General features: G+C 68.6%; 25 protein-coding genes. 22 read left to right on the forward strand and 3 right to left on the reverse strand.

The features are described from left to right. Nucleotides 1–5: 5 nt before the first annotated feature. The 4 genes from GWK18_RS06110 to GWK18_RS06125 all read left to right on the forward strand — a co-directional run bounded on the left by GWK18_RS06110 (nucleotide 6) and on the right by GWK18_RS06125 (nucleotide 4,535). Nucleotides 6–2,102, forward strand: a complete 2,097-nt coding sequence (locus tag GWK18_RS06110) for an ATP-dependent DNA helicase (RefSeq protein WP_123825695.1) — start codon at nucleotides 6–8, stop codon at nucleotides 2,100–2,102. A gap of 155 nt (nucleotides 2,103–2,257) precedes the next feature. Next, nucleotides 2,258–3,280 carry a zinc-dependent alcohol dehydrogenase family protein gene (locus tag GWK18_RS06115; RefSeq protein WP_166833878.1) on the forward strand — a complete coding sequence of 341 codons (1,023 nt, stop codon included), beginning with the start codon at nucleotides 2,258–2,260 and terminating at the stop codon, nucleotides 3,278–3,280. Between the two features lie 26 nt (nucleotides 3,281–3,306). Next, nucleotides 3,307–3,735, forward strand: coding sequence for a cupin domain-containing protein (locus tag GWK18_RS06120; protein ID WP_123825699.1), 429 nt, complete (start codon nucleotides 3,307–3,309; stop codon nucleotides 3,733–3,735). Further along, nucleotides 3,732–4,535 carry a carboxymuconolactone decarboxylase family protein gene (locus tag GWK18_RS06125; protein ID WP_166833880.1) on the forward strand — a complete coding sequence of 268 codons (804 nt, stop codon included), beginning with the start codon at nucleotides 3,732–3,734 and terminating at the stop codon, nucleotides 4,533–4,535. The genes GWK18_RS06120 and GWK18_RS06125 overlap by 4 nt, the downstream gene beginning before the upstream one ends. A gap of 97 nt (nucleotides 4,536–4,632) precedes the next feature. On the opposite strand, the gene lexA is transcribed toward GWK18_RS06125, so the two are convergent. Further along, nucleotides 4,633–5,448 carry a transcriptional repressor LexA gene (lexA, locus tag GWK18_RS06130; RefSeq protein WP_166833882.1) on the reverse strand — a complete coding sequence of 272 codons (816 nt, stop codon included), beginning with the start codon at nucleotides 5,446–5,448 and terminating at the stop codon, nucleotides 4,633–4,635. Between the two features lie 383 nt (nucleotides 5,449–5,831). Here lexA and GWK18_RS06135 point away from each other — a divergent pair, with 383 nt between their 5' ends. From GWK18_RS06135 to GWK18_RS06165, 7 genes are all read left to right on the forward strand, one after another. Continuing rightward, nucleotides 5,832–6,326, forward strand: coding sequence for a LysM peptidoglycan-binding domain-containing protein (locus GWK18_RS06135; protein ID WP_245192931.1), 495 nt, complete (start codon nucleotides 5,832–5,834; stop codon nucleotides 6,324–6,326). Nucleotides 6,327–6,436: 110 nt separating this feature from the next. Then, on the forward strand, nucleotides 6,437–7,579 hold the full coding sequence (locus tag GWK18_RS06140; RefSeq protein ID WP_123825707.1) for a histidinol-phosphate transaminase: 1,143 nt from the start codon (nucleotides 6,437–6,439) through the stop codon (nucleotides 7,577–7,579). Next, a complete protein-coding gene (gene hisB, locus GWK18_RS06145; protein ID WP_166833884.1) occupies nucleotides 7,576–8,226 on the forward strand; it encodes an imidazoleglycerol-phosphate dehydratase HisB in 651 nt (216 codons plus the stop codon). Before GWK18_RS06140 ends, hisB begins: the two co-directional genes overlap by 4 nt. Beyond that, nucleotides 8,226–9,056: an imidazole glycerol phosphate synthase subunit HisH gene (gene hisH / locus GWK18_RS06150; protein WP_166833886.1), complete on the forward strand. Its 831-nt coding sequence runs from the start codon at nucleotides 8,226–8,228 to the stop codon at nucleotides 9,054–9,056. The genes hisB and hisH overlap by 1 nt, the downstream gene beginning before the upstream one ends. Further along, the gene (locus tag GWK18_RS06155; protein WP_166833888.1) at nucleotides 9,053–9,220 is read left to right on the forward strand and encodes a hypothetical protein; all 168 of its coding nucleotides are present in this window, start codon (nucleotides 9,053–9,055) and stop codon (nucleotides 9,218–9,220) included. The genes hisH and GWK18_RS06155 overlap by 4 nt, the downstream gene beginning before the upstream one ends. 102 nt (nucleotides 9,221–9,322) lie before the next feature. Then, nucleotides 9,323–10,111, forward strand: coding sequence for a bifunctional 1-(5-phosphoribosyl)-5-((5-phosphoribosylamino)methylideneamino)imidazole-4-carboxamide isomerase/phosphoribosylanthranilate isomerase PriA (gene priA, locus GWK18_RS06160; RefSeq protein ID WP_166833890.1), 789 nt, complete (start codon nucleotides 9,323–9,325; stop codon nucleotides 10,109–10,111). Further along, nucleotides 10,111–10,980, forward strand: coding sequence for an SseB family protein (locus tag GWK18_RS06165; RefSeq protein ID WP_123825714.1), 870 nt, complete (start codon nucleotides 10,111–10,113; stop codon nucleotides 10,978–10,980). Before priA ends, GWK18_RS06165 begins: the two co-directional genes overlap by 1 nt. Here GWK18_RS06165 and GWK18_RS06170 read toward each other — a convergent pair. After that, a complete protein-coding gene (locus GWK18_RS06170) occupies nucleotides 10,971–11,405 on the reverse strand; it encodes a DUF1844 domain-containing protein (protein ID WP_166833891.1) in 435 nt (144 codons plus the stop codon). The genes GWK18_RS06165 and GWK18_RS06170 overlap by 10 nt on opposite strands. A gap of 158 nt (nucleotides 11,406–11,563) precedes the next feature. On the opposite strand from GWK18_RS06170, the gene GWK18_RS06175 reads away from it, so the two are divergent. From GWK18_RS06175 to GWK18_RS06215, 9 genes are all read left to right on the forward strand, one after another. Beyond that, a complete protein-coding gene (locus GWK18_RS06175) occupies nucleotides 11,564–12,484 on the forward strand; it encodes an SDR family NAD(P)-dependent oxidoreductase (RefSeq protein WP_245192932.1) in 921 nt (306 codons plus the stop codon). Nucleotides 12,485–12,785: 301 nt separating this feature from the next. After that, on the forward strand, nucleotides 12,786–14,048 hold the full coding sequence (infC, locus tag GWK18_RS06180; RefSeq protein WP_245192934.1) for a translation initiation factor IF-3: 1,263 nt from the start codon (nucleotides 12,786–12,788) through the stop codon (nucleotides 14,046–14,048). A 153-nt stretch (nucleotides 14,049–14,201) separates the two neighbouring features. After that, nucleotides 14,202–14,396, forward strand: coding sequence for a 50S ribosomal protein L35 (rpmI, locus tag GWK18_RS06185; protein WP_047692783.1), 195 nt, complete (start codon nucleotides 14,202–14,204; stop codon nucleotides 14,394–14,396). Between the two features lie 103 nt (nucleotides 14,397–14,499). Further along, complete coding sequence (rplT, locus tag GWK18_RS06190; RefSeq protein WP_123825717.1) at nucleotides 14,500–14,886, forward strand: 50S ribosomal protein L20; 387 nt, start codon at nucleotides 14,500–14,502, stop codon at nucleotides 14,884–14,886. A gap of 21 nt (nucleotides 14,887–14,907) precedes the next feature. Beyond that, on the forward strand, nucleotides 14,908–15,843 hold the full coding sequence (locus GWK18_RS06195) for an RNA methyltransferase (RefSeq protein WP_166833897.1): 936 nt from the start codon (nucleotides 14,908–14,910) through the stop codon (nucleotides 15,841–15,843). After that, nucleotides 15,840–16,322 (forward strand): NUDIX domain-containing protein, encoded by a 483-nt coding sequence (locus tag GWK18_RS06200; RefSeq protein WP_348535852.1) that lies wholly within the window; start codon nucleotides 15,840–15,842, stop codon nucleotides 16,320–16,322. The genes GWK18_RS06195 and GWK18_RS06200 overlap by 4 nt, the downstream gene beginning before the upstream one ends. A gap of 258 nt (nucleotides 16,323–16,580) precedes the next feature. Continuing rightward, nucleotides 16,581–17,699 carry a phenylalanine--tRNA ligase subunit alpha gene (gene pheS / locus GWK18_RS06205; RefSeq protein WP_166833899.1) on the forward strand — a complete coding sequence of 373 codons (1,119 nt, stop codon included), beginning with the start codon at nucleotides 16,581–16,583 and terminating at the stop codon, nucleotides 17,697–17,699. Between the two features lies 1 nt (nucleotide 17,700). Continuing rightward, nucleotides 17,701–20,280, forward strand: coding sequence for a phenylalanine--tRNA ligase subunit beta (gene pheT, locus GWK18_RS06210; RefSeq protein WP_166833901.1), 2,580 nt, complete (start codon nucleotides 17,701–17,703; stop codon nucleotides 20,278–20,280). Nucleotides 20,281–20,419: 139 nt separating this feature from the next. Further along, nucleotides 20,420–21,148: a hypothetical protein gene (locus tag GWK18_RS06215; RefSeq protein WP_166833903.1), complete on the forward strand. Its 729-nt coding sequence runs from the start codon at nucleotides 20,420–20,422 to the stop codon at nucleotides 21,146–21,148. Between the two features lie 74 nt (nucleotides 21,149–21,222). On the opposite strand, the gene GWK18_RS06220 is transcribed toward GWK18_RS06215, so the two are convergent. Further along, on the reverse strand, nucleotides 21,223–22,182 hold the full coding sequence (locus GWK18_RS06220; RefSeq protein WP_166833905.1) for a quinone oxidoreductase: 960 nt from the start codon (nucleotides 22,180–22,182) through the stop codon (nucleotides 21,223–21,225). A gap of 136 nt (nucleotides 22,183–22,318) precedes the next feature. On the opposite strand from GWK18_RS06220, the gene argC reads away from it, so the two are divergent. Together argC and argJ are read left to right on the forward strand one after the other, a co-directional pair. Beyond that, complete coding sequence (argC, locus tag GWK18_RS06225; protein WP_166833907.1) at nucleotides 22,319–23,371, forward strand: N-acetyl-gamma-glutamyl-phosphate reductase; 1,053 nt, start codon at nucleotides 22,319–22,321, stop codon at nucleotides 23,369–23,371. Between the two features lie 50 nt (nucleotides 23,372–23,421). Further along, nucleotides 23,422–24,603: a bifunctional glutamate N-acetyltransferase/amino-acid acetyltransferase ArgJ gene (gene argJ / locus GWK18_RS06230; protein WP_348535858.1), complete on the forward strand. Its 1,182-nt coding sequence runs from the start codon at nucleotides 23,422–23,424 to the stop codon at nucleotides 24,601–24,603. The last annotated feature ends 8 nt before the right edge of the window (nucleotides 24,604–24,611 follow it).

Raw genomic sequence — 24,611 nt, forward strand, 5'->3', positions numbered from 1 at the left:
GTCCGATGCCGACCACCACAGCACCGGGAACCGGTGTCCGTGACGCCGAGGGACGCCCGATCACGGATCGTCCCGAGACCTTCCCCGGGGCACTGGATGCCTTGAACCTGCTCGACACTGCGGTGGAAGCCCTGGGCGGGCAACGCCGCGACGGGCAACGCTTCATGGCCGCCAAGGTGGCCGAGGCCCTGGACACCGGCCGTCACCTGCTGGTGCAGGCCGGCACCGGGACCGGCAAGTCCCTGGCCTACCTGACCCCGGCGCTGCACCACGCCGCCGGGCGACGCGGTGCGGGGGCGGGGCCGGTCGTCGTCGCCACGGCCACACTCGCGCTGCAGTCCCAGGTGGTCGGCCGTGACGTCCCTCGTCTGCTCTCGGCCCTGGAGGGTGAGCTGCCGGAAGGGATGGACGTCGCCCTGCTCAAGGGGCGCAGCAACTATGCGTGCCTGCACAAGCTGGAAGGCGGCTACCCCCAGGACGACGACGGTGCGCTGTTCGCGGCCCCCGGCGAGGGAAACCACCCCGGCGGTGGGCAGGTGTCGGCGCTGGGACGCGAGGTCCAACGGCTCCGGGACTGGGCCCAGACCACGGACACGGGGGACCGGGACGAAGTCCTGCCCGGTGTCACCGACACCGCCTGGCGGCAGATCTCCGTGACCGCACGCGAGTGCCTGGGTCGGTCCTGCCCGTTCGTGGAGGAGTGCTTCGGGGAATTGGCTAAGGCCCGCGCCGCCGATGCCGACGTGGTGATCACCAACCACGCCCTCCTGGCGATCAACGCGTTCGAGGACGTGCAGGTGTTGCCCGAACACGACGTGGTGATCATCGACGAGGCGCACGAACTGCGGGACCGCGTCACCGGAGCCGTGACGGGAGCGCTGTCCGCAGCCGCCGTACGGGCCGCCGCAACCTCCATCCGCAAACACACCTCCGCGAAGTCGGACGATCTCTCCGCCGGGGCCGACGATCTGGAACGGGCCCTCGAAGGGGTCCCGGCCGAGTTGTTGGCCCGGGGACTCACGGACCGCATGGGCGCCTCCGTCGTGCGGATCCGCGACGCCGCGCGCCAGGCCCTCACGGACTCGAAGCCGGAGAAGGGTGCGGGGTCGGCGGATGCCGATGCCGACGGCGGACGCCAGATGGCGCGCTCGCGGGTCACGGAGATCCTGGAGCTGTGCGAACGCATGACCGAAGCCGACGACGCCCGCGAGGTCCTGTGGCTCTCCCGCACCGGCGGGTGGGAACCGGGCCGCGGCTACGTCCCGGCGGAGGACACGGACCCCGCCGTGCTGAACATCGCCCCGCTGTCCGTGGCTGGGCGGTTGCGCGAAGGCCTCTTCGACGGACGGACCGTGGTCATGACCTCCGCGACCCTGTCCGTGGGGGCGTCCTTCGACGCCGTGGCGGGCGACCTGGGGCTCCAGGGACCCGGTGCCCCGCGGTGGGAAGGGGTGGACGTCGGCAGCCCGTTCGACTACCCCCGGCAGGGCATTCTCTACACGGCTCGGCACCTGGAGAAGCCCGGGCGTCAGCTGGCTCCTGCGATGCTGGAGGAAACCGTTGACCTGATCGAGGCCTCCGGGGGCGGCGCACTGGGACTGTTCTCCTCCCGCCGGGCCGCGGAGGAAGCCGCAGAGTACGTGCGCGAACGCACGGAACACCCGATCCTCTGCCAGGGCGATGCCTCCCTCAACTCACTGGTCAAAGAATTCACGGAGGATCCCGCCACGTGCCTGTTCGGAACCATGAGCCTCTGGCAGGGCGTCGACGTCCCGGGGGATGCGTGTCGGCTGGTCCTGATCGACCGGATCCCGTTCCCGCGCCCCGACGACCCCCTGGCCACGGCACGCGCGAAGGCCATCGCGGAGGCGGGGGGCAACGGATTCATGGGCGTTTCCGCAACCCACGCCGCCGTGCGCCTGGCACAGGGCGCGGGCCGGCTCATCCGCAGCGCGTCCGACAAGGGCGTGGTGGCGATCCTGGACTCACGCCTGGCAACGGCCCGGTACGGGGGGTTCCTGCGCTCGAGTCTGCCGCCCATGTGGGCCACACAGGACCGTGACGTGGTGCTCGCGGCGCTGCGCCGCCTCAACAACGACTGACCCGCCACTGACCTTCGGCAGGACTGCGGCTGATTCGCGCGCTCTCCCATACGAGGGCACTGACGGTACCTGCCCCGCCTCCGTCCACGGCGCTAGTCTCAGACGTGGACGGCGTCGACCGACGCGCCATACGTTCGGCACGAGGAGCAGCAACCATGCGTGGAGCCATCATTCACGGACCCGGCGACGTACGGGTCGAGGACCGTGAGGAACCGCAGATCGAGAAGCCCACGGACGCCGTCCTCCGGGTCAGCGCGGCTTGCGTGTGTGGATCGGACATGTGGCCGTGGCGGGGCATCGACGAGACCAAGGACCCGAGCCCGATGGGTCACGAGTACGTGGGCGTGGTTGAACAGATCGGCGCGGAGGTCACGAACGTCAAGGTCGGCGACTTCGTCGTCGGTTCCTTCATGGCCTCCGACAACACGTGCGAGATCTGCCAGGACGGGTACCAGTCCCGGTGCCTGCACGGAGAGTTCGCCTGCCCCACCGGAGCGCAGTCGGAACTCATGCGGGTTCCGCTGGCCGACGGGACGCTCGTCGCCACGCCGGGGCAGCCGGACGATGACCTGATCCCGTCCCTGCTGACCGCCTCCGACGTGCTGGGAACCGGTTGGTTCGCCGCCGTGGCCGCGGAAGCGGGTCCCGGCAAGACCGTGGCAGTCGTGGGCGACGGCGCCGTCGGGTTGCTGGGGATCCTGGCCGCCAAGCAGCTCGGAGCCGAGCGGATCATCGCCATGAGCCGGCACGAATCGCGGCAGAAGCTGGCCCGCGAGTTCGGCGCCACGGACATCGTGGAGGAGCGAGGCGACGACGGTGTGGCCCGGATCAAGGAGATGACCGGCGGCTACGGGGCCCATTCCGTGATCGAAGCGGTCGGCACCCAGGAGTCCATGCTGCAGGCCATCCACTCCACCCGCCCCGGCGGGCACGTCGGCTTCGTCGGCGTGGCGCACGACGTCGCCCTGCCCGGAGACGCGCTGTTCGGCGCGGAGGTCCACCTGCTCGGCGGACCGGCACCGGTACGGCGCTTCCTGCCCGAGCTGATCGATCTGATCCTGAAGCGCGAGATCAACCCCGGCAAGGTCTTCGACCTGGAAGTCCCGTTGGAGGAGATCGCGGAAGGCTACAAGGCCATGGACGAACGCCGCGCCATCAAGGCGCTCGTTCGCATGTGAGATCAGAGGTCCAGAAGGAGAACACCATGGAACGGTTCAACAACCATCAGACCGGCCAGGGCCCTGCAGAGCGGTTCGTCGGAGACGTCTACGTCGACGGCATCGTGTCCGAACCGGGTACCTCCAAGCTCACCGCAGCGCACGTGCGTTTTGCCCCGGGCGCTCGCACCAACTGGCACACCCACACGCTCGGGCAGAGCCTCTACTGCACGGACGGCGTGGGCGTCGTCGTCAACCGGGCCGGTGAGGTCATGGTCTTGCGCGCGGGGGAGACCGTGTGGGCGGCCGAAGACGAGGAGCACTGGCACGGGGCCCTGGACGACCGGTTCATGGCTCACGTGGCCATGCTCGAATCAGTCGACGACACGGACCCGACCACGTGGCTCGAGCCCGTTGACGACGACGAGTACGCCCGCGCGATGGCCGTGGCCAAGAAGGAACTGGGGTGGGCATGAGCGAGAACGCCGCCGGGCCCGGTCCTGCCCCGGAGGATCCGGGGCAGGACCGTGTCGAACGATCGGAAAAGGTCTTCGAACGGCTCTTCGGGGTGCGGGACCGGCACGCCCCGGAGAAGCACCCGGAGTTCATGCAGATCCTGCGTTCCGTCATCTTCGGTGACGTGTTCGCCACCGGTGACTTGGACGACCGGACGCGGGAACTGGTCACGGTGAGTGTCCTGGGCGCGTTGCAGACCCTTCCGCAGTTGCGGGCACATTCGGCGGCGGCACTCAACGTGGGAGTGAAACCCGTCGAACTCCTGGAGACCGTCTATCAGCTGGCGCCTCTCATCGGGTTTCCCCGGGCTCTCAACGCCATAGGCGTGGTCTCCGAGGTTCTCACCGAGCGTGGCCAAACGCTTCCGTTGCCGACGCAAGGGACGGTCGACGACGACGACCGTCACGCCCGCGGGCTCGAGATCCAGCGCGAGTTGTACGGGGACGAGATTGCAGAGTCGACGGAGGGGCTGCCCGGGGAGTTTGCCTCCGCGGTCCCCGGATTCCTCACGGATTTCCATTTCGGTGACTTCTGGACCAGAGGGGGCCTGGACGTCGCCACCCGGGAGTTGTTGTTGCTCGTGGCGATCGCCGCAGCCGGTCTGACCCCGCAACTCGAGCCCCACGTGGCCGCCGCCGTCCGTGCCGGCAACGACGTCGAGACGGTCCTTGCGGCGCTGGTTCAGGGTTTCCCCTACATGGGCTACCCGGCGGCGTTGAACGCCATCCGCCAGGTCCAGGCCTACCTTCGCGAAGTCTGAACCGGAACAGCCAGAACCCCGGATATCGGGGAAACCCAGGAACCACGGTCCATCCGGACCGTGGTTCCGTCATGACGGTTCCGGATGCGCGGGGCCGTCAGAGGCTGCGGAGCACGGAGACCACCTTGCCCATGACGGTTGCGTGGTCACCCAGGATGGGTTCGTACATCGTGTTCTGCGGCAACAGCCACGTGTGACCGTCGCGCTGTCGGAATGTCTTGACCGTGGCCTCGTCGTCCAGCAGCGCTGCCACGATGTCACCGTTCTCGGCCGTGTTCTGCTGTCGGACGACCACCCAGTCGCCGTCGCAGATGGCGGCGTCGATCATCGAATCACCGCGGACCTTGAGCATGAACAGCTCACCGCGGCCGGTGAGCTGACGCGGCAGCGCCACGGTGTCCTCGACCTGCTGGTCCGCGGTGATGGGCACACCCGCTGCGATGTGACCGACCAGGGGGACCAAGGCGACGTCGTCGGAGGACGAATCGGAGGACCGTGACACCGTACCGGTGCCCGTGCTTGCCGTGCTCGACGACGAGTCGCCGGTGGACCGCGCGGACGTGAACCGTGGGCGGAACTCCACGGTGTTCGAATCCGTCGCCTCCGTCCCGGTGTTCGATTCCTGGGCGGTCAACGGTGAGGTCGGGTCGAGTACCTCCATGGCTCGAGGCCGCTTCGGGTCCCGCCGGATACACCCTAGGCGCTCGAGTTGGTTGAGCTGGTGGGTCACGCTGGACAGCGAGGCGAGGCCCGCGAGGTCGCCGATCTCGCGCATCGACGGCGGGTAGCCGCGCTCCGTGATCGAGCGGCGGATGACGTCGAGGATCTTCTGCTGCCGCGCGGACAAGGGACGTCGCCCGGACAGGTCTTGCGGCTGCCCCGGATCAGAGGTCTTGCGGTCGCTGGGTGCCATGGCCGTCCTTTGGATGCGCTGCGGGATTCCTTGTGTTGTCCGACCCCCTGCGTTGACTGGTCCACGGTGAACCTCCCAACGCGGAGTTCCGTTGTCCGGAGCCGGTGAGGTGTTCGATCCCGACTCGATCTCGACGGGCTCGACGGGCCAACACCCCCTCAGGATATGGGAGTTCACTCACGTGATCAAACAAATGTTCGAAAGCGTGTCGACGCCGTTCGTACATACGTGCTAGAAATGTTCGAAACGGAATCGAACACCTGTTCGAGCCCCCAGGGTGATCTGTCGGGGGAACCGCAGTGGTTCACGGACCGGCGCCTCGGGTGAGGAACGGTCAGGACCTCGGAGGTCAGGCAGACCCCGGCAAGAAGGAGTGCATTCCAATGTCAGCCATCAGTTTCGGACCGCGTATCCAGCTCGGCTCGTCCGCACGTGTGGGCGGGGCGCCCGTCCTGCGGGGCCTACGCTCTGGCTGCCGTGCGTTCGCGGGCGAGGTCGCGGCGTCGGTGCCCGTGCTGCAGCGCAAGGAACGTGCGGATGCCACCAGCACCCGGAGCCGGGAAAGCGGCTCGGTGCACCTGACGCGACGGGGCCGCTTGCTCTTCATCGGCCTTCCCGTGATGCTGGCCACCGTGGCCGCCGCAGTGGCCCTGCTGGTCATCGTCGCCCCGGCCACGGTCACCGCGAGCACCGAACCCGCCGAGGGCAACGGGACTGAAATCGTGACCGTGGACCCCGGCCAGAGCATGTGGGAAATCGCCGGCAGCGTGGATTCCTCACGGGACACCCGCGCGGTGATCTCCGAGATCGTGGAACTCAACGACCTGGAGTCCCAGGCCGTGACCACCGGTCAGCAGCTCCTGGTCCCCGCCAACTGAGGTACGCAAGGGGAGGGCGGCTCCCGAACGGACCGTTGCCGCGCCGTGCGGTCGCACGGTCGTCGTCGTTGTGAATCGCGGCCCGGGCCCGTGCCTCGTAGACTGGCCCGGTGACTGAGCCCAACGACCGCACCGAACTTCTCAACGCCCTGCCCCTGCGTGACGACCTGCGTGACAAGAGCCCGTACGGGGCCCCGCAGCTCGACGTGGCGGTCACGCTCAACACCAACGAGAACACCCATCCGGTCCCCGCTGACGTCCAGCAGGCGATCGTGGAGGAGGTCTCCCGCGCCGCGCGCGGGCTGAACCGTTACCCGGACCGGGAGTTCACTCAACTGCGTCAGGAGCTGGCCCAGTACCTGGGCCACGGGCTGTCGGCCGAGAACCTGTGGGCCGCCAACGGGTCCAACGAGATCCTGCAGCAACTCATGCAGGCCTTCGGGGGCCCGGGACGCGCGGTCCTCTCGTTCGTCCCGACCTACTCGATGTACCCGATCCTGGCGGCGGGCACGAACACCGAATTCATTGCCGGTCAGCGGGCAACCGACTTCACACTGACCCCGGAATCGGCGGCGGACCAGGTGCGCGAACACCGCCCCAGCATCGTGATCCTCTGTTCCCCGAACAACCCCACCGGTACAGCGCTTGACGACGACGTCGTGGAGGCCGTGTACCAGGCAGGGGAGGAGAGCAACACGATCGTCGTCGTGGACGAGGCCTACGCCGAGTTCGCCCGCAATCCCGCGGCCACCGCCCTGCGATTACTGCCCGGTCGCCCCCGCCTGGTGGTGACCCGGACCATGTCCAAGGCCTTCGCCCTGGCCGGTGCTCGGATCGGTTACTTCGCCGCCGCGCCGGAGGTCAGTGACGCCGTGCGTTTGGTGCGCCTGCCCTATCACCTGTCCGCGGTCACCCAGGCGACGGCGCTGGCTGCCCTGCGGCACCGTGAAACGCTCATGGCCGACGTCGAAGACATCAAGATGCAGCGCGACCGGATCGTGGACGAGCTCAAACGCATGGGGCTCGAACCGGCCCATTCCGATTCCAACTTCGTGTTCTTCGGCGGCGATTTCGACTCCGGGGACATGTGGCGCCACCTCCTGGAACGTGGCGTTCTCATCCGCGACGTCGGAATCCCGAGCCACTTGCGGGTGACGTCCGGGACCGAGCAGGAGACCACCGCCTTCCTGGACGCCGTCGAGGCATTTCTGGACCGCAAGACCGACACCGAGCACCCCACGGAGACCGTGTGAGCACCACCGACCAGCCCACCGAAACCACCGCCCGTGACGGCGCAGCCCGTGGCCGTACGGCCCGCGTGGAGCGCAAGACCAACGAATCGCAGATCGCCGTGGAGGTGAGTCTGGACGGCACGGGGGAGAACCAGATCTCCACCACCGTCCCGTTCTACGACCACATGCTCACCGCGCTGTCCAAGCACTCCCTGATCGACCTCAAGGTCGAAGCCACGGGGGACACCCAAATCGACGTGCACCACGTCGTGGAGGACACGGCCATCGTGATCGGCGAAGCCATCAAGGAGGCGCTGGGGGACAAGCGCGGCATCCGGCGTTTCGGGGAAGCCTCCGTCCCGTTGGACGAGGCGCTGGCCCGCGCCGTCGTCGACGTGTCCGGCCGCCCGTACTGTGTCCACGTCGGCGAGCCCGAAGGCCAGCAGTACCACCTGATCGGCGGGCACTTCACGGGATCGATGGTCCAACACGTGTTCGAGTCGTTGACCTTCCACGCGGAGATCTGCCTGCACATGGAACTCGTGCGCGGCCGGGATCCCCACCACATCGCGGAAGCACAGTTCAAGGCGCTGGCCCGCGCCCTGCGATCCGCCGTCGAACCGGACCCGCGGGTCACCGGAGTGCCTTCGACCAAGGGCGCCCTGTGATGCGGGAGGCCTCGGACGGTGTGACCCCCGAAGGCAAGACCATCCCGGCCCCTGAGACCGTCGGCGCCGGGCCCACGGGATCCACCCACGCGGAACCGGTCGTCGTCGTGCTCGACTACGGGGCCGGGAACGTCCGCTCCGCCGTACGGGCCCTCGAGGCGGCCGGTGCTCGCGTCCTGTTGACGCGCGACAAGCAGGCAGCCCTGGACGCCGACGGCCTGGTGGTCCCCGGCGTCGGGGCGTTCCGGGCCGTGGTCGACGGGCTCCGCGAGGTCGGCGCCGTCCCGCTGATCGAACGCCGTCTGATGGGTGGCCGCCCGGTCCTGGGAATCTGCGTGGGGCTGCAGGTGCTCTTCGACCGAGGGGTCGAGCACGGGGAGGAGACCGAGGGGCTGGGGCAATGGCCCGGCACGGTCGAGCGGCTTCGCGCCCCCGTGGTTCCACACATGGGGTGGAACACGGTTCGGACGCCGCCGGAAACCGAACTGTTCAAGGGCATCGAGGACCAGCGGTTCTACTTCGTGCATTCCTACGGGGTGCAGGACTGGAACTTCGAGGTCGGGAGCAGCCACATGGTCCCGCCGCAGGTCACCTGGTCGGAGCACGGTGCGCCGTTCGTGGCTGCGGTCGAGAACGGGGCTCTGTGCGCCACCCAGTTCCACCCGGAGAAATCCGGTGAGGCCGGCCTGCAGTTGCTCCGCAACTGGATCGCCACCCTGCCGACCACGGGCCGCCTTGATGCCCTCCTCGAGCAGCGCCATGACGACGACGGCCTGCCGGAGGCCACCTCCCAGGCTCAGGCCGAGGCTGCTGCCGGGAGAGAAGCATGAGCTGGTCCGTGATTCTGATGGTCCTGGGCGCCTTCCTGGCCGGAGGCGTCATCTCGTTCCACCAGCAGGGGTTCCCCAAGTGGGTCGTGGGCCTGGTGGCCCTGGCCTCGGCAGCGCTGATCGTCTACGGCGGCTGGTCCTGGCTGGTCGGCCTGAACGCCTGAGAATTCACGTGCCCCATCCGGCCCGGAACCGGCCCCAACCGGCCCAGAACCGCCACTGTGGTCACCGCGAGAACCAACCCGAGAACATTCGTGAGGAAACACATGACTGAGAACACCGCCGAACGCGTGGCAGAACTCGCCGCTCAGGGACAGGGCCTGCCGCGCCTGGAGCTGCTGCCTGCCGTGGACGTGCGCGACGGCCAGGCCGTCCGCCTGGTTCAGGGGGAGTCTGGCTCGGAGACCGGTTACGGCGACCCGCTCGAGGCGGCGCAGGCCTGGCAGGACGCGGGAGCCGAGTGGCTGCACCTGGTCGACCTGGACGCCGCGTTCGGCACGGGCGAGAACATCGACGTCCTGACCCGGGTGGCCCAGGCCCTGGACCTCAAGGTCGAGATGTCCGGCGGCATCCGCGACGACGAATCACTGGAACGCGCTCTGTCCCTGAACCCCGCGCGGGTGAACCTCGGCACGGCGGCCCTCGAGAACCCCGAATGGACCCGGAAGGTCCTCGCCGAGCACGGTGACAAGATCGCCGTCGGGCTGGACGTCCGCGGAACCACCCTGGCCGCGCGCGGTTGGACCAAGGAAGGCGGCGACCTCTGGGAGGTGCTCGACCGCCTGGAAGCGGATGGTTGCTCGCGCTACGTCGTGACGGATGTGACCAAGGACGGCACGCTCAAGGGCCCCAACGTGGAGTTGCTCAAGGACGTTGCGCAGCGGACCAACAAGCCCGTCGTGGCCTCCGGTGGCATCGCCACCCTCGAGGACATCGCGCAGCTGCGACAGCTGGTTCCCGCCGGCGTGGAGGGCGCCATCATGGGCAAGGCGCTCTACGCGGGCCGCTTCACGTTGGAACAGGCCCTCGACGTCGCCGGCCGTCCCCCCGCCTGATGGCCTCCGAACAGACCCCGGGTGGACGGCAGCTGCCCCCGCACATCGCGGCTCAGCTCCGCAGTGCCGGAGGCGAAACGGACACCGGTGGTCAGGCATGGGCCGGGCGTGATCTGGCGCACGGGCACACCCACCAGTTCGCTGACGACGACGGGGCCGCCGACCGTGCCCTGGCCCGCGTCCTTGAGCGCTGGGAAGTCGGGGAGGCCGACGAGACCGACGTGGTGGCCGCCTTGGCGGACACCAGGCTGTTCGTCCCGGTGTTCGCGGAGGTCAGCCACGCCGAGATCACGGAGGACGGGCTCGTGGCGGACAAGGAAGCCGACATGTCGTTGGTGACCCTGCAGGCCGCTGACGGGCGCAAGGCGCAACCCGTCTTCACCTCGGACCGCCTCATCGGGCAGTGGCATAAGGAAGCCCGTCCGGTCGCCGCGCAGGTCCGCAAGATCGCGCTCGCTGCGGTCAAGGACGGCACGGAATTACTGGTCCTGAACCCGGGGTCCGCCCAGCCCTTCGTGGTCAGGCGCCCCGCGCTGTGGGCCGTGGCCAAGGCGGAGACCTGGCGTCCGTCGTACGCCGATGCCGACGTGTCCCGCGCCGTGCTCGACGCCGCCCTGGGGCTGACGGGGGTGGCCGGAGCTCACGTCCGCCCCGGCCGTGGCGCCAACGCGGTGGCACCCAACGGCAACCCTCTGCGCGGCGGAGGGCCGGGGCCCGAACTCAACGTGGTCCTTCAGCTGCTCCCCGGTCTGGACCGTGACCGGTTGAACGCGGTTCTGGAGGTCTTTCAACTGCGGATCGCCAGGGAACCGGCGTTGGCCGACGGCGTCGATTCCCTGGAGATCACGCTGGAGACCGCTCAGCTGTAGACCGGGCCGGTGAACTTCTCGCCCGGTCCCTGCCCCGGCTGATCGGGATAGGGGGAGGCCTCGCGGAAGGCCAACTGCAGGGAGCGCAGGCCGTCGCGCAACGGTGCTGCGTGTTGGGAACCGATTTCCGGGGCGGCCGCGGTCACGAACCCCGCCAGGGCCGTGATGAGCTTGCGTGCCTCGTCCAGGTCCTTGAGGTCATCCGCGTCGGGGGAGTCGGCCAGGCCGCACTTCACGGCGGCCGCAGACATCAGGTGCACCGCCGACGTGGTGATCACCTCGATCGCGGGAACCTCCGCGATGTCACGCATCTGTTCGTCCACGGCCGCCTTCGTCTCGGGTTCCAATCCACCGACGCCGGAACCCTGGTCGTGCGGGTCGGAAGGGGCGTCGTCGTCGAAGCGGAAGGTGTTCTCGGAAGTCATACGCGCAAGCCTAAGGGGCGACCGGTACCGGTGTTGCATGCTGGTGGTGCAACGAAGTGACAGTGCAACGGGCAGCGCCGTGGAGGTGCTGCCGTTCGCGACGTACGTCATCCCCGGGAGGTGGATCGCGGAACATGATGGCGGAACAAACTGTGTTGATGACCGGCGCCACTCGCGGTATCGGTCACGTGGCGGCGCGTCGAGTCCTGGCCGAGAGCCCGCAGTCGCACCTGCTCGTCCTGGCTCGTCCCGGGACCCCTGACGTGGTGCGTTCCTTCGGGGCGGATCCTGCGCGGGTTTCCGTGATCGACGCCGATCTGGCGTCCATGGGCAGTATGCAAGCGGCTGCTTTCCATGTGGCGGCACTGGTCTCCGACGGTGTTGTCCCTCCCATCCGTGTCATGGCCCTCAACGGGGGAGTGCAACACACCAACGCGCTGACCGTGACCGAAGACGGATTCGAATCGACTTTTGCGGTCAATGTCCTGGCCAACCACGTCTTGATCCGACTGCTCGGAGAAGACGCTGCACCGGCCGCGCACACGGTGGTGACCGTCAGCGACACGCACTTCGGCGACCTCCGGCACAACCTCGGGATGGTGCCGGGCCCGCGGTGGGCTGATCCGCAGACCCTGGTCCGTCCCGGAGCCTTCCCCCGCCCTGCGCGCGCCAGCGCTGGGCGCATGGCCTATTCGACCAGCAAACTGGCTGGGATCTACCTGGTTCACGCCTACTCCCGACACTTTGCCGGTGACGGCACGTTCCACGCGTACAACCCTGGTTTCGTGCCGGCGACGGGCCTGGCTCGAGAAGCCGCGGCACCGGCGAGGTACGTGATGAGACGCATCATGCCCCTGCTCACCCTGTCGCCGCTGGCCACATCGGCGCAACGTGCCGGCGAGTTGCTGACGGACGCCATGTTCGCCGGGAACGCAGCGCCCAATGGCGCCTACATCGACCGTGGGCGCGTCGTGGATTCCTCCCCTGAGTCTTATGACATCGGCCGCGAGACTGAACTCTGGGACGCCGTCGAATCTCTCACGGCACCCTTTCTGGGACCTGATTCCGATAGGCAGTGACCACAGCCCCGCCCGGTGCCTACGACGGGAGGCGGATCACGTCGCGGCCCCTGCCCGTCCCGCGGCTCCCCGTGTATAATGGTCGGCAGTGCGCAAGTGGAGGTGACTCCCACCCGCGCGGACGCAGCGGCAGAAGGACCTGCTCGCAGCAGTCCCCGGGTAAGAGACGAAGAATCGTCCGCCCAACGGTCCCGACGGACCGACGATCGCAGCAACGGTTGCGATGGTGGAACCCCGGTGGTTCCGTGGCGACGTTCACCGTGACCTCCGCTTGGCCCTCATGGCAGCGGAGGTTTTTTTGTTGCCATCGCACTCGAAGAGCACCAGGACGCCGGGGTGGAACCCGGCTGTAGATCAGGAGTCAAGCATCAGCGATCCACGCATCAACGACAGAATCCGAGTCCCCGAGGTCCGTCTTGTGGGCCCCGGTGGTGAGCAGGTTGGCATCGTCCGAGTTGAGGACGCCATGCGACTTGCCCGCGAATCGGACCTGGATCTGGTCGAGGTGGCTCCCAACGCTAAGCCGCCTGTGGCCAAGCTCATGGACTTCGGCAAGTACAAGTACGAAGCCGCGGTCAAGGCCCGTGAGTCCCGCAAGAACCAGACCAACACCAACCTCAAAGAGGTCCGTTTCCGTCTGAAGATCGACGACCACGACTACGAGACCAAGGTCGGTCACGCTCGTCGCTTCCTGGGCGAGGGCGACAAGGTCAAGGCCATGATCCAGTTCCGCGGCCGTGAGCAGTCCCGCCCGGAAATGGGCGTCCGCCTGCTGCAGAAGCTCGCGGAGGACCTGGAGGAGTTCGGCCAGGTCGAATCCAGTCCGCGCCAGGACGGCCGCAACATGGTCATGGTGCTGGGCCCGCTCAAGAACAAGTCGGAGGCCCGTGCGGCCGCCCGGCGTGCGAAGCACTCGGAGGAAACCGAGTCGCGCGTGCCGCTCAAGACCAAGTCCTCGCGGCGTGACCGTGAGCGTGAAGCCCGCGCGGCCGGGATGATCGACACCGAGTCCGCGCTGCCGGTTGGTGGAAACAGCATCGGGGAAGCCATCCCCGATGAGCTGCGGAAGATGGCCGAGCAGAAGTTCGAGGTGCCGGAAGGTGCCCCGCCGCTGAAGGTCTCCGAGGACCAGCCGCCTGTGATGGCTCCCAAGGAGGAGCGTCGCGAGCGTGGTGCTGGTGGTCGCGGCCGCAGCGGTGAACGTGGCGGACCCCGCGGGGGAGATCGTCCCGATCGCGGGTCGGACCGCGGCGACCGCCCGGAGCGCAGCTCCGATCGCGGCGGCCGCCCCGGTGGGCGTCCGTCCTCCGCTCCCCGCACCGAGGGCAGCCGTCCGTCGTCGGGCCCGCGGACCGGTGCACCGGCCCGCTCGGCAGGCCCGCGTCCGGCGTCGTCGGCCCCGCGTCCCGCCAACGCACCGCGCCCCGCCGCACGACCCGCACCCGCACCGGGCGCGGCACCCAAGCCAGGAGGCGTGCCCAAGCCGGGTGCCTCCGCCAAGCCCGCACCGAAGCCCGGTGCCGGCCCGCGTCCCGGCCCCAAGCCGGGGCCTAGCCAGGGCTGAGACAGACTCAACCGTCGCACCCGGGACCGGGAGACGACGGATCGAGCACAACAGGCGGTGCCGCACCGAACACGTGCGGCACCGCGCAGACCAGGTCACCACACCGGTGACGCACCGTGAACGACGGTGAGATTCAACAAGGAGACGGCTGACATGCCGAAGATGAAGACCCACTCGGGTGCCAAGAAGCGCTTCAAGATCACGGGTTCGGGCAAGGTCAAGCGCCAGCAGGCCAACCGCCGCCACTACCTGGAGCACAAGTCCTCCCGCCTGACCCGCCGCCTTGCCGGCGACAAGATCGTCACCCCGGGCGAGGCCAAGGTCGTCAAGAAGATGCTGGGTAAGTGACCCCGGCTCTCTGAGCTCCCACGGGCGCCACGGCGTCCCGCACCCGAACGTGCAAGCCAACAACCGGTGCCCCAACCGGTGAGAACATCGAAGGAGTACACACGTGGCACGTGTGAAGCGGGCGGTCAACGCCCACAAGAAGCGTCGGACTACTCTGGAAGCCGCCTCCGGCTACCGCGGACAGCGCTCGCGCCTGTACCGCAAGGCCAAGGAACAGGTCATCCACTCGTACGTCTACAACTACGACCACCGTCGCGCCCGCAAGGGTGACTTCCGTCGTCTGTGGATCCAGCGCATCAACGCCGCTGCCCGCGCCAACGGCCTGACCTACAACCGCTTCATCCAGGGCCTCAAGCTGGCTGAGGTCGAGGTCGACCGCCGTATGCTCGCCGAGCTCGCCGTGACCGACGAGGCCGCTTTCGTGGCCCTGGTCGAGGTGGCCAAGAAGGCTCTGCCGGCTGACACCTCCGCTCCGCGCGACGCTGCCTGATCCTTTCTGGCGCGCACTGACGTGAGCATTCCGGAACGCCTCGCCGAATCCGTTCTGTCCAACCCCCGAGCCGATCGGGTCCGGACCGTAGCGGGTTTGGCGAGGCGTTCCGCGCGTTCCAAGCACGGACTGTTCCTGGCCGAGGGGCCGCAGAACGTCCGGGAGGCTTTGGCTGCCCACCTGGACCGCAGCACGGGGACGACGGCGATCGACGTCCCCGAACTGGACGCCCTGTACGTGACGGGAGACTGCCTGCAACACCACCCCGACATCGCGGAACTGGTGAGCCGGGCGGTCTCCGACGGGGCCTCGGATGTCCCTGGTGGGCAGCGGGTCTTCGTCCGCCTGGTGACGGACGAGGTGCTGCGTGCCATGTCCGATGCGCAGTCACCCCAGGGGGCGATCGCGGTGTGCCGCGTAGCTGCCCAGGTTCTCCCCGACGTCCTGGGCGGCGCTCGCCTCACGGCCGTCCTGTGCCGCGTCCAGGATCCCGGAAATGCGGGGACGATCATCCGGGCGGCGGATGCCGCCGGCGCCGACGCCGTCGTGCTGACCACCGGGTCCGTCGACCTCTTCAACCCCAAGACCGTGCGCTCGACCGCCGGTTCGCTGTTCCACCTGCCCGTGGTGTCGGGTGTTGAGTTCGGTGACCTCTTGGAGGTTGTCGGTGTCTCCGGGGCCCAACTGCTGGCCGCGGACGGATACGCGCCGCTTGATCTGGACACCCTCCAGGATGCCTCCGTGTCCGGTGCTGCCGCGCCGTGTGACCTCTCGGCGCCGACCGCCTGGCTGTTCGGCAACGAGGCGCAGGGCTTGTCCGAACAAGAGAAAGCCGCCGCAGCCCATCGCGTGGCCGTGCCCCTGTACGGGCGGGCCGAATCGCTCAACGTGGGGACCGCTGCCACGCTGTGCCTCTACGCATCCGCCAGGGCTCAGCGGAGAGGGGCGTCGTCGTGACCGAAGAGATCGGGCCGGAGTACGGGCCGGAGCACGTCTTCCGGACACAGGTGGTGGGCGCCGCCGTCCTCGATGACGCGGAGAACCCCACCCATTTCCTGGCCGCCCAGCGGGCGTACCCGGAGACACTGCGAGGCATGTGGGAGTTCCCCGGGGGCAAAGCGGACCCCGATGATGCCTCCTGCGAAGCCGCGTTGATCCGAGAGTGTTCCGAGGAACTCGACGTCCAGTTGCGCCTGCTGGACGAAATCCCCGGACCGCACGCCCAGGGCTGGCCGCTCAAGGAGTCCTCGGCCATGCGGGTCTGGACCGCCGTGGTCACCGACGGCGAACTGATGCTCGGCCCCCAGTACGACGGCGCCGACCACCTGGATCTGCGCTGGATCCCGCTGCACGACGACGGCGCAGCCGCCCGGGACCTCGAATGGATCCCGGCCGACCGTCCGATCGTGGAAGCCTTGCTCGCCCGGCTCCGCTGAGCCCTTTCCTCCCCGTCGACCACACCGCTGGTTGCGACCACACCGCGTGTCCGGGGTGCGGTCGACGGGAAACGGTGTGGTCGGCGGAAGGAACGGGAACTCGGTAGACTGTGTCCGGCCCGGGGCAGGAGTGACCTCGGGTCATTCCGCGCGTGGTGCGCCCTGCCAACGGGGACTCCGGTGAATCGACCCGGCCTCTGACGGCCGAGGCGGCTCCACCCGGAGCGCGCGTACCGAAAGCAGAGGTCAAGAAGCCGCATGTCCCAGAGCACGCCAGAACCGACACCGGAGAAGGACCCGGCCGAACCCCAGTCCGTCCAGACCGATGCCCCAGCGGATCCCGCCGTCGATCCCACGGACGAAGCAGCGGTGAACGCGGCGGTCGATCAGGCTCTGGCCGCCATCGACGCCGCCACGGACCTGGACCAGCTCAAGGTCGCCCGGCTGGCGCACACGGGGGAGAAGTCCCCGCTGGCCCTGGGCAACCGCGCGATCGGCAAGCTCCCCAAGGACCAGAAGGCCGTTGCGGGCAAGCTCATGGGACAGGCCCGCGGCCGCGTGAACAAGGCCGTTGCCGCCCGCCAGGAAGTCCTGGAGGCGGAGCACGCCGAACGGATCCTGGTCGAAGAGGCCGTGGACGTCACGGCCGCCGGACGACGACGTCGCATCGGCGGCCGTCACCCCATCAGCATGCTCATGGACCGTGCGGCGGAGATCTTCGTCGGCATGGGCTGGGAAGTGGCCGAAGGCCCCGAGGTCGAGTCCGAGTGGTACAACTTCGACTCCCTGAACTTCAAGCCCGATCACCCCGCCCGCCAGCTGCAGGACACGTTCTTCGTGGATCCGCCGGAATCGCACCTGGTCCTGCGCACCCACACCTCTCCGGTGCAGATGCGCTCGCTGCTCTCGCGCGACGTGCCGATCTACATCGTGGCCCCGGGCCGCGTGTTCCGCACGGATGAACTCGACGCCACGCACACGCCTGTGTTCCACCAGATCGAAGGCCTGGCCGTGGACAAGGGCCTGGCCATGTCGGATCTCAAGGGCACGCTGGAGCACTTCGCACGCCAGATGCTGGGCCCGGAGGCCAAGATCCGCCTTCGCCCCAACTACTTCCCGTTCACGGAGCCCTCGGCCGAAATGGACGTGTGGCACCCGAACGCCAAGGGTGGCCCGCGCTGGATCGAATGGGGCGGCTGCGGCATGGTGCACCCCAACGTCCTGCGTTCGGCGGGCGTGGATCCGGAGGTCTACTCCGGCTTCGCATTCGGCATGGGCATCGACCGCACGTTGATGTTCCGCAACAACGTCCCCGACATGCACGACATCGTCGAGGGTGACATTCGGTTCAGCCAGCACTTCGGAATGGAGGTCTGACATGCGCATTCCTTTGTCATGGCTGCGTGAGTACGCGCCGGTCCCGGAGGGGGCCACAGCCGAGCAGGTGCTCGAAACCATGGTGTCGGTCGGCTTCGAGGAGGAAGAGGTCCACCGGCCGTCGGACGAGATCTCCGGCCCCGTCGTCGTCGGTCAGGTCCTGAGCCGTGAGCCGGAGGAGCACTCCAATGGCAAGACGGTCAACTGGTGCCAGGTCCGCGTGGTCCCGGAAGGCCAGGAACAGAGCCTGACGGGCAAGGGCATTGAGCCCTCCGGCGTGCAGGGCATCGTGTGCGGTGCCCACAACTTCGAGGTCGGGGACAAGGTGGTGGTCACCCTCCCGGGTGCCGTGCTGCCCGGTGACTTCCGCATCACCCCGCGCAAGACCTACGGCCACACCTCCGCCGGCATGATCGCCTCCGTCCGGGAGCTCGGCATCGGCGACGACCACGACGGCATCCTGGTGCTCTCCCGGATCGGCCTGGACCCCGAACTCGGCACGGATGCCCTCGAACTGCTGGGACTGCACGACGAAGCCGCCGAGATCAACGTGACCCCCGACCGCGGCTACGGATTCTCGATCCGCGGGGTGGCGCGCGAGTACTGCCACGCGGTCAACGAACCGTTCCACGACTTCGTCCTGGACGCCGCCGGACAGGCCCCGGAAAGCACCGCCGACGGCGGTTTCCCCGTGGAGCTGGCCGACCAGGCCCCGATCAATGGCGTTCCCGGCTGCGACCGGTTCGTCACCCGCGTGGTCAAGGGCATCGACCCGTCACGGCCCACGCCGACCTGGTTGGCGTCTCGCCTGCGTCTGGCGGGGATCCGCTCCTTGAGCCTGCCGGTGGACATCTCCAACTACGTCATGCTCGAGTTCGGTCAGCCCTTGCACTTCTACGACCTGGCCAAGGTGAACCAGAAGATCGTGGTGCGGCGGGCTCAGGCGGGCGAGAAGCTGACCACGCTCGACGACAAGCAGCGCACGCTCGACGCCGAGGACCTGCTCATCACGGACGCTTCCGGCCCGATCGGCATCGCCGGCGTCATGGGCGGTGCCACCACCGAGGTCGGTGCGGACACCACCGACGTCCTGGTGGAGGCCGCGCACTTCGACCCCATCACGATCGCCCGCTCGGCCCGGCGCCACCGCCTTCCCTCCGAGGCATCCAAGCGTTTCGAGCGTTCGGTGGACCCGGAGATTCAGGCCGCGGCCGCACAGCGTGCCGTTGACCTCCTGGTCGAGTTGGCCGGAGGCACGGCCGAACCCGGCGCGGGTGAGGTGCGCGTCGAACGTCCCCAGTCCGAACCCGTCCGCCTCCCGGCCGGTTACGTCACCGAGCGCGTTGGAGTGGACTACACCCGGGAACGCATCGAGGAACTGCTGACCCGGATCGGTTGCACCGTGCAGCGGGCCGAGTCCAACGGCGCCGACGGCGACGCGGCCTGGCTGGTCACCCCGCCGTCCTGGCGGGCAGATCTGATCGCACCCGAGGACCTGGCCGAGGAGGTCGCCCGGCTGGACGGGTACGACAAGATTCCGTCCCGTCTGCCGATCGCGCCTCCCGGGCGTGGCCTGACCCGTCGTCAGGTCGGCCGCAAGCGCGTGCTGACCAGCCTGGCCGCGGCCGGACTGACCGAGGTGCTCAGCTACCCGTTCGTGGCAGCGGAGGAGAACACCCTGTGGGGCGCTCCGTCCACCGAAGCGGCCGTCGCCGGGGTGCAGTTGCACAACCCGATCTCCGAGGCCAAGGGGCGTCTGCGGGTCTCCGTGCTGCCAGGCCTGTTGGACACACTGCGGCGCAACCACGCCCGCGGGTTCCGTGACCTGGCCCTGTTCGAAGCCGGGCTGGTGTTCCTGCCGGGCAGCCAGGTCGGCTCGGCCCACGTGCCGCCGGGGGCCGTCCAGCTGGAACAGTCCGTCCTGGATGACATCAACGCGGGAATCCCGGATCAGCCGCTGCGCCTGGGTGTCGTGCTCGCGGGCAACGACGCCGCGACGGCCCCGGGCGTCACCGCGCACGCCTACAACTGGCAGGACGCGTTGGACGACGCGCTGCTGGTGGGGCAGGCACTCGGCGTCCGGTTGACCGTGGCCCAGGGCAAGCACCAGGCCTTCCACCCCGGGCGGACCGCAGAGCTGACCACCCCGGCCGGCGAGCACGTCGGTTGGGCCGGTGAACTCCATCCGCAGGTGGTTCAACAGCTGAACCTGCCCGACCGCACATGCGCGGCGGAACTCGACCTCGACGTCGTCATGGGTGCCCAGGCCGATGGCGTGCAGGCTCAGAGCCTGTCCGTGCAGACCGCCGCCACCCAGGACGTCGCGCTGCTGGTGGATGCGGAGCTCCCGGCCGCCGCGCTGGTCGACACCCTGGCCGAAGGGGCGGGGGACCTGCTCGAAGACGTGCGTGTGTTTGACGTCTACGAAGGGGACCGGATCGAGTCCGGCAAGAAGTCCGTGGCACTGGCCATGCGCTTCCGTGCTCCCGACCGAACCCTCACCGCGGACGAAGCCTCGGCCTCACGGCAGGCGGCCGTCGACCTGGCTGCCCAGCGCCACGGTGCGGTCCTGCGCGGCTGAGGCCCACCGCCCACCCTCCGCGCGATACCGTGGGGTGCAATGTGGGTCCCGTGCATCGACTGCCAGAGGTCGGTGCACGGGAGCCGCGCGACCCATGAGGGATCGGGCCACGTCCACAAGACCCCGGCAGGAGCACTGAATGGAAAAGCACAATCTCTTCGACGACGGCAGCGAGGAATCCGACCTGCTGGGGGGAGAGGCCGTGCCGGAACGCGGGGAGAGCCCGGAGGACGACACCGCGGAAAACACCACCGAGTCACGGGACCCGGACCCACGCGGGGACGACCCACTGCAGGGTTTCTCCCGGCTGGACGCGGATCGCGCCTCGGATTCCTCCGTGACCTGGTCCTCCGTGGGCGTTGCCGTGGTGGGCTTGCTGCTGACCGTGCTGCTCTTCGCCTTTTCCTACAACGCGTTCCAACGCGCCGACCAGCTGCGCGGGTGGGCCAACCAGACCTGGGTGGTCAGCGGCCAGTACTCCAACATGACCAATGCTCTCGAGGGGACCGAGTACAACCCCGTGTACCAGATCACCCTTCCCCAGGACGACGAGATCGGTGATCAGCGGTTCGACTCCGGAATGGCTGACCCGTACTTCCCCCGCCCGGGTGAATCGGTCGAGGTGCGCGGTGAAGGCACGGGTGAGGTCACGGATGACTTCGAGCAGAGCGCAGACATCGTGCTGGGCGTGGAGGACGACACCCTTCAGGTGCTGGCCACGGAGAAGGACGGGGAGCTCGACGGCGGCGTCACGGACCGGACCGTGTCCCAGCAGCAGCTCAAGGGCTGGCTCTGGGCGGTCGCCGGCGTGGTGACCCTGGGCCTGGGAGTGGCCGGAGCCATGTGGATGCGGCGTCGTAACCGCTGAGAACCACCTGGTGAACCCGGAGGGGGTGCCCGATTCCCGCACGGAATCGGGCACCCCCTCCGGGTTCAGTGCTGTCAGGGCACCAGCAGGAGTTTGCCCTGGGTGTTCCGTGACTCCAGGTCCGTGTGGGCGGAGGCCGCATCGGCCAACGAGTAACTGCCACCCACGCGTACCCGCAGACCGGCGTCCACGGCCTCGAAGAGTTCGCGGGCACGCCACTGCAGCTCCTCGGGCGTCCGGAGGTAGGCGTTCAAGGACGGGCGGGTGACGTAGAGCGAACCCATGGCGTTCAACCGCTGCAGGTCGAAGGGCGGGACCTGGCCGGAGGCGCCACCGAACAGCACCACAGTGCCGCGGGTCTTCACCGCGGCCAAGGATTCGTCGAAGGTGGTCTTTCCCACGGAGTCGTAGGCCACGTCTGCGCCTTCACCGTCGGTCAGCTCCAGGACCGCGTCGGCAAACCCTTCGTAGGGCAGGACGTGGTCGGCGCCGAGCTGCCGGGCCGTCTCGGCCTTGTCCTGGGAGGAGGTCAGTCCGATCACGGTGGCGCCCAGTTGCTTCATGAGCTGGATCGCCAGGCCTCCCACGCCACCGGCGGCGGCCGTGATCACCGCCGTCGTCTCAGGGCCGACCTCGTAGGTGGACCGGGTCAGGTAATGGGCCGTGAAGCCCTGCAACGGAAGGGCACCGGCGTCGTCGTCACCGATGCTGTCCGGAACCTGCGCGGCCTGATCCGCGTTGACCAGGAACTGTTCGGCGTAGGTACCGGTGCCCTGAGAGGTCATGACGCGCTGCCCCACGGACAGGGAGCTCACCCCTTCACCGACGGCGGCGACCACTCCCGCGCCCTCGGACCCGGGGAGGAAGGGGAGATCGACGTCGTACACGCCCTCCCGCTGGTAGGTCTCGATGAAATTCACGCCCGTGCGTGACGTCGTGACCAGCACCTGGCCGGGGCCGGGGGTGGGGGCATGGATGTCTTCGGAGGTCAGGACCTCCGGGCCACCGTGATCGTGAATTCGGATTGCGCGCATCGATCCACTCCTAACGGGCTGCTGCCTCGTGTCGTACGTCGTCGTGATCCGAGCCTATCCCCGTTGGAGGACCGGCACACGGTGGCAGATTGTATAAATATCGACAGGTCTGCATAACTTTGCGTATGGTGGGTTCATGACGATTTCCGTAGCTGTCTCCGGTGCCACGGGCTACGCGGGAGGGGAGGTCCTCCGGCTGCTCACCGCCCACCCCGACGTGGAGGTGGGGACGGTGGCCGCCCACTCCAACGCGGGCCAGCGCCTGGGGGACCTGCAACCGCATCTGCACACCCTCGCCGATCGCGTGCTCACGGATTCGAGCGTGGAATTCCTCTCCGGCCACGACGTCGTTTTCCTGGCCCTGCCGCACGGGGCCTCGGGGAAGATCGCGGCCCAGCTGCCGGCCGACACCGTGGTGATCGACGCCGCCGCCGACCACCGGTTGGAATCCGCCGACGCGTGGCAGCAGTTCTACGGCTCCGAGCACGCCGGGACCTGGCCCTACGGGCTCCCCGAGATGATCGTGGATCCGGGCGGGACGCGCCAGCGCAGTCGGCTCGAGGGCCAGTCCCGCATCGCCGTTCCGGGGTGCTACCCCACGGGCTCGCAGTTGGCTCTGGCACCCGCGGTGGCAGCGGGGGCGGTCGAACCCACCGACATCGTGATCGTGGCCGCGTCCGGAACCTCCGGGGCGGGGAAATCCCTCAAGCCCCATCTGCTGGGTTCGGAGGTCATGGGCAACATGACCGCCTACGGCGTGGGCGGCGTGCACCGACACACTCCCGAGATCGAACAGGGTCTCGGCTGGGCCTCCGGGGGCAAGCAGGTCACGGTTTCCTTCACTCCCACCCTGGCCCCCATGCCGCGCGGCATCCTGACGACGGCGACGGCGCGGCTCACCGGGGACGTCTCGGCGGCTGCGGTGCGCGAGCTCTACCTGGAGGCCTACGCGGACGAAGCCTTCGTGCACGTACTGCCCGAGGGCCAGATCCCCACCACAAAGGCCACGGTGGGCTCCAACCACGTCCAACTCCAAGTGATCGCGGACGAACGCGTCGGGCGGCTGATCGTCGTCGCCGCCTTGGACAACCTCACCAAGGGCACCGCGGGTGGTGCCCTGCAATCCATGAACATCGCTCTCGGCCTGCCCGAACAGGCGGGACTGACCCAGCAGGGAGTCGCACCGTGACCGCAGCCGACCAGGCACCCCAGTACCCCTCCCAGGCCCCGGGACACGGCGTGCCCGTGACCACCGAGCAGGGAGTGACCGCTGCCCTTGGGTTCCGGGCCGCCGGTGTCACGGCAGGGTTCAAACCCTCCGGAAAACCGGACTTCGCGCTCGTGGTCAATGACGGTCCGCGGTCCGCCGCCGCTGCCGTGTTCACCTCCAACCGGGTGGCGGCTGCACCGGTGCATTGGTCACGCCAGGTGGTCGCCGACGGTGCGGCGCGCGCCGTGATCCTGAACTCCGGTGGCGCGAACGCCTGCACGGGTCCCCAAGGTTTCCAGACCTCCCACACGACGGCCGAGCTGGTCGGGGAGGCCTTGGAGATCGGGGCCGGCGACGTCGTCGTGTGTTCCACGGGCCTGATCGGGGAACAACTGCCGCTGGAGACCGTCCGGGACGGTGTGCCGCTGGTCGTCGAGGCCTTGGGCGACGACGACGCCGCGGGACTGGCTGCGGCGACGGCCATCATGACCACGGACACCGTGCCCAAGCAGGCGACCCACCGCAGCGCGGAGGGGTGGAGCGTCGGGGGCATGGCCAAGGGTGCAGGCATGTTGGCCCCGGGGCTGGCCACCATGCTGGTGGTCATCACCACGGACGCCGACCTCCAGCCGGACGTGCTGCAACGCTGTCTGGCCGAAGCCTGCGCGAGCACCTTCGACCGCACCGATTCCGACGGGTGCATGTCCACCAACGACACCGTGGTCCTCATGGGCTCCGGGGCTTCCGAAGTGACGCCGGAGGAAGCAGAATTCGTGCGCGCACTGACCGCCGTGTGTCACAGCCTGGCCCAGCAGCTCATCCGTGACGCCGAGGGCGCCTCCCATGACATCGCGGTCACCACGGTCAACGCCGTGAGCGAGGCGGAGGCCGAAGAAGTCTCCCGCAGCGTGGCCCGCTCCAACCTGTTCAAGACCGCCATCTTCGGCAACGACCCCAACTGGGGCCGCGTGCTCTCCGCGGTGGGCACCACCTCGTCCGTGTTCGATCCGGACGAGCTGGACGTGAGCATCAACGGTGTGACCGTGTGCCGCGACGGGATGATCGGTGATTCGCGCGACGGCGTGGACCTGGCGGCGGCCCGCGAGGTCGAGGTCGTGATCGATCTGAAGGTCGGTGCCCACGACGCGACGATCTGGACCAACGACCTGACCCACGACTACGTCGAGGAGAACAGCGCCTACTCGACCTGATCGACCGT

The sequence above is a fragment of the Kocuria sp. JC486 genome (assembly GCF_011602805.1).
Classification (GTDB): Bacteria; Actinomycetota; Actinomycetes; order Actinomycetales; family Micrococcaceae; genus Kocuria; species Kocuria soli.

Excerpts from the sequence above, each read along its gene's own strand:
- GWK18_RS06110 (WP_123825695.1), top strand. The coding sequence starts at position 6 with ATGCCGACCACCACAGCACCGGGAACCGGTGTCCGTGACGCCGAGGGA.
- GWK18_RS06115 (WP_166833878.1), top strand. The coding sequence starts at position 2,258 with ATGCGTGGAGCCATCATTCACGGACCCGGCGACGTACGGGTCGAGGAC.
- GWK18_RS06120 (WP_123825699.1), top strand. The coding sequence starts at position 3,307 with ATGGAACGGTTCAACAACCATCAGACCGGCCAGGGCCCTGCAGAGCGG.
- GWK18_RS06125 (WP_166833880.1), top strand. The coding sequence starts at position 3,732 with ATGAGCGAGAACGCCGCCGGGCCCGGTCCTGCCCCGGAGGATCCGGGG.
- lexA (WP_166833882.1), bottom strand. The coding sequence starts at position 5,448 with ATGGCACCCAGCGACCGCAAGACCTCTGATCCGGGGCAGCCGCAAGAC.
- GWK18_RS06135 (WP_245192931.1), top strand. The coding sequence starts at position 5,832 with ATGTCAGCCATCAGTTTCGGACCGCGTATCCAGCTCGGCTCGTCCGCA.
- hisH (WP_166833886.1), top strand. The coding sequence starts at position 8,226 with ATGCGGGAGGCCTCGGACGGTGTGACCCCCGAAGGCAAGACCATCCCG.
- GWK18_RS06155 (WP_166833888.1), top strand. The coding sequence starts at position 9,053 with ATGAGCTGGTCCGTGATTCTGATGGTCCTGGGCGCCTTCCTGGCCGGA.
- priA (WP_166833890.1), top strand. The coding sequence starts at position 9,323 with ATGACTGAGAACACCGCCGAACGCGTGGCAGAACTCGCCGCTCAGGGA.
- GWK18_RS06165 (WP_123825714.1), top strand. The coding sequence starts at position 10,111 with ATGGCCTCCGAACAGACCCCGGGTGGACGGCAGCTGCCCCCGCACATC.
- GWK18_RS06170 (WP_166833891.1), bottom strand. The coding sequence starts at position 11,405 with ATGACTTCCGAGAACACCTTCCGCTTCGACGACGACGCCCCTTCCGAC.
- GWK18_RS06175 (WP_245192932.1), top strand. The coding sequence starts at position 11,564 with ATGACCGGCGCCACTCGCGGTATCGGTCACGTGGCGGCGCGTCGAGTC.
- rpmI (WP_047692783.1), top strand. The coding sequence starts at position 14,202 with ATGCCGAAGATGAAGACCCACTCGGGTGCCAAGAAGCGCTTCAAGATC.
- pheS (WP_166833899.1), top strand. The coding sequence starts at position 16,581 with ATGTCCCAGAGCACGCCAGAACCGACACCGGAGAAGGACCCGGCCGAA.
- pheT (WP_166833901.1), top strand. The coding sequence starts at position 17,701 with ATGCGCATTCCTTTGTCATGGCTGCGTGAGTACGCGCCGGTCCCGGAG.
- GWK18_RS06215 (WP_166833903.1), top strand. The coding sequence starts at position 20,420 with ATGGAAAAGCACAATCTCTTCGACGACGGCAGCGAGGAATCCGACCTG.
- GWK18_RS06220 (WP_166833905.1), bottom strand. The coding sequence starts at position 22,182 with ATGCGCGCAATCCGAATTCACGATCACGGTGGCCCGGAGGTCCTGACC.
- argC (WP_166833907.1), top strand. The coding sequence starts at position 22,319 with ATGACGATTTCCGTAGCTGTCTCCGGTGCCACGGGCTACGCGGGAGGG.